General features: G+C 26.5%; 3 protein-coding genes. 2 read left to right on the top strand and 1 reads right to left on the bottom strand.

Features of this window, described 5'->3' with window-relative positions; genetic code table 11:
• Positions 1-198: 198 nt before the first annotated feature.
• On the bottom strand, positions 199-1,308 hold the full coding sequence (locus J7G74_RS15480) for a DUF362 domain-containing protein (protein WP_297136975.1): 1,110 nt from the start codon (positions 1,306-1,308) through the stop codon (positions 199-201).
• A 296-nt stretch (positions 1,309-1,604) separates the two neighbouring features.
• On the opposite strand from J7G74_RS15480, the gene J7G74_RS15475 reads away from it, so the two are divergent.
• Together J7G74_RS15475 and J7G74_RS15470 are read left to right on the top strand one after the other, a co-directional pair.
• Positions 1,605-1,784: a (2Fe-2S)-binding protein gene (locus J7G74_RS15475; RefSeq protein ID WP_297136973.1), complete on the top strand. Its 180-nt coding sequence runs from the start codon at positions 1,605-1,607 to the stop codon at positions 1,782-1,784.
• Between the two features lie 619 nt (positions 1,785-2,403).
• On the top strand, positions 2,404-2,995 hold a 592-nt coding region (locus J7G74_RS15470; RefSeq protein ID WP_297136970.1), incomplete at its 3' end, for a cupin domain-containing protein.

Here is a 2,995-nt window from a genome sequence, read left to right as displayed (position 1 = left end):
TTTTCTTTCCCTCACTAAATTTTTCTTTTCTTTTCCCCATAATAAAACAGCCTCCTATAATAATTTAATACTATCATAGAAAGCTGTTGGATTTTGTAATTTACAGAGTTTTTTTCACACACTCATAAAAGGAGTAATGAAAATTTTACTCCTTTTACTTTGTTTTATTAAGTTAATTTTATAATGTATTATATTAGTCTATACTTCAAATAATTCATATTCTTTATTTCCGATGCCAAGTTTCACTGCATGATCTATACATACTTCCCAATTTGTTTCTGGATGTGTGTTTATGAAATGATCGTGAGTATGATGTCCTTTTCCTTCTAAATAACTTCCTGGAATAACAGGTTGTTTATTACATGCATGTGCACAAGCTACATCCAAAGCTACTGGATCAAAAGATGCAAATATACCAACATCAGGAATAATAGGTAAATCATTTTCTCTATGACAATCACAGTTTGGTGATATATCTATAACAAAACTTATATGGAAATGTGGTCTTCCATCAAGTACTGCTTTTGAATATTCTGCTATTTTTTTATTTAAAATATCGTTTGATTCATCTGTAGGTGATTTAATAGCATCGAAATTACATGAACCTATACATCTTCCACATCCTACACAATTATCATGATTTATAGAAGCTTTTTTATTTTCATCAAATGTTATAGCTTCATGAGCACAGTTCTTGGAACATGACTTACAACCAACACACTTACTTTGTTTAACATAAGGTTTGCCACTGCTATGCATTTCCATTTTTCCAGCTCTAGAACCACATCCCATTCCTATGTTTTTTAAAGCTCCACCAAAACCAGTAGATTCATGACCTTTAAAGTGATTCATACTAATAAAAATATCAGCATCCATTATAGCTTGACCTATTTTTGCTTCCTTTACATACTCTCCATTTTTTACTGGAACTAAAACTTCATCAGTACCTTTTAAGCCATCAGCTATAATTATATGACATCCTGTTGCAAAAGGATTATATCCATTAACATAAGCTGAATCCATATGCTCTAATGCATTTTTTCTTCCACCAACATAAAGTGTATTACAATCAGTTAAAAAAACTTTTCCTCCTTTTGATTTTACTAAATCAACAATTACTTTAGAATAGTTAGGTCTTAAGTAGGCTAAGTTTCCAGGTTCCCCAAAGTGAATTTTTATAGCTGCGAATTTGTTATGAAAATCTATGTTTTCTATTCCAGCTTTCATAACTAGATTATGAAGTTTTTCTAATAGATTTTTATTTGAATCTGCTCTTAGATTTGTAAAATATACTTTTGATTTACTCATATTTTTCCCCTTTATTATATAAATATATTAATTTATCACTAAATATATTATAATCTTCAAAATGCTTTTTCTCTACAAAAATAAAAATACAAGATATAAAAGAGTTAAAACATATACAAAAGCATTAACTAACTTATTACTATAGTTAAAATTATATTCTAAATAAAATAAATGGTTTTCAATAAAAAACTATCACATACAAAATAATTATAAATATGTTTATATCATATATTTTTTGGGAATATATTTATTAGAAATTAAAATAACATCAAGATGAACATAGTAGGAGGTCTAAAATGGATATATTCAATAAAAATGTATGTAGATGTAGAGGGATATCTTTTGAACAAATAGAAGATGCAATAAAAAAGGGAGCAGATACTGTAGAAAAAGTTGCTGAAGCAACTAATGCAACTAAAGGTTGTGGTAGATGTAAATCTCAAATTAAAGATATAGTAGAAAGTAAAACAAAATAGTTAATTTTTAAATATATAAAAAATAAAGGCTAAAGGCCTTTATTTTTTTACCATAAATTCATGATAAAACAGTTTTTATATTTTAAAGGTAGATTATGAAACAGTTATGTTGTCTATAGAGTTGAATAAGGGATGTGTATTTATAGCAGCTATATCAATGGTGATAAATAATTAAAGAATAAACTGTTTAGAAATTATAGATAAAGATTTATATATAGATGCAGATATGATATGGAAAGAAAATGAGCAAGAGAAGATTAAAAAAATCATAAAATTTGTCAAAAATGTAAAGCATAAGTAAAAAAATATTAGATTTTATTATGAAAATCAGTTATAATATTAATTGTAATAAGAAAAGGGAATTCTTATTTTAGGGGTATGAAAGTACTTTTATTTTAATCAGTTAAGAAAGGTTTGAATTTGATCGGGAAAACCTTTTTGGTGGGATTGTTTTGTTCGGATTTAGGATTTATTTAAAGTTAATATTTTTATTAAAAGGTTACTTAGATAAGGGGGTTCTAAGTAGCTTTTTTATTTTAAGAGTATATATTATCAATTTATAAAAGATAAGGTAAGATTATATTGTAAGTAAAAATTTGATAAAAGGGAGGACAATTCTATGAAAATCCAAAACACAGACTGGGGATATGTGGAGTGGAGAAGAATTCATGATGAAAATGATAAAAATCAAATTATGGATATAAGAATATCAGTAATTCTTCCTGGAAAACATCAGTATAAGAATACACATTATAGCGAAGAACAGTTACTTTACTTAATGCAAGGAGAAGGTGTTTATTATATAAATGATGAAAAAAGAAATGTAAAAGAAGGAGAATATTTATATATACCAGCAGGGTCAACTCATGAAACCATAAACAAAGGTGAGATTCCAATTAAGGAACTTTTAATTTCAAACCAGATTTCTAACTTTAATAATATACTTATTCAATCAAAAGACAATTTAGAAAGAAATGATCCAATACCTTCAATTATAGAAACTATAAAGAAAGAATTTATAGATCCTTTAAATATACCCATAACTATCTATGATGACAATTGGAATATATTACTTCAAAGCAAGTGTTTTAGCAAATTTTGCTTATCTAAATGTAGTTTAAATGATAATCGGACATATTGTGATTGCATGACAATAAAGAGTTTTGATTACGAAAGAGAACAACAATTTAGCTGCAAAAATGGACTTAGAA

It is taken from the genome of Terrisporobacter sp. (assembly GCF_017888745.1).
Classification (GTDB): domain Bacteria; phylum Bacillota; class Clostridia; order Peptostreptococcales; family Peptostreptococcaceae; genus Terrisporobacter.
Note: the sequence above shows the minus strand (reverse complement) of the source record. Positions and strands in the feature narration are given on the sequence as shown.

Coding starts and splice junctions, on each gene's coding strand:
- J7G74_RS15480 (WP_297136975.1), bottom strand. CDS start 1,308: ATGAGTAAATCAAAAGTATATTTTACAAATCTAAGAGCAGATTCAAAT.
- J7G74_RS15475 (WP_297136973.1), top strand. CDS start 1,605: ATGGATATATTCAATAAAAATGTATGTAGATGTAGAGGGATATCTTTT.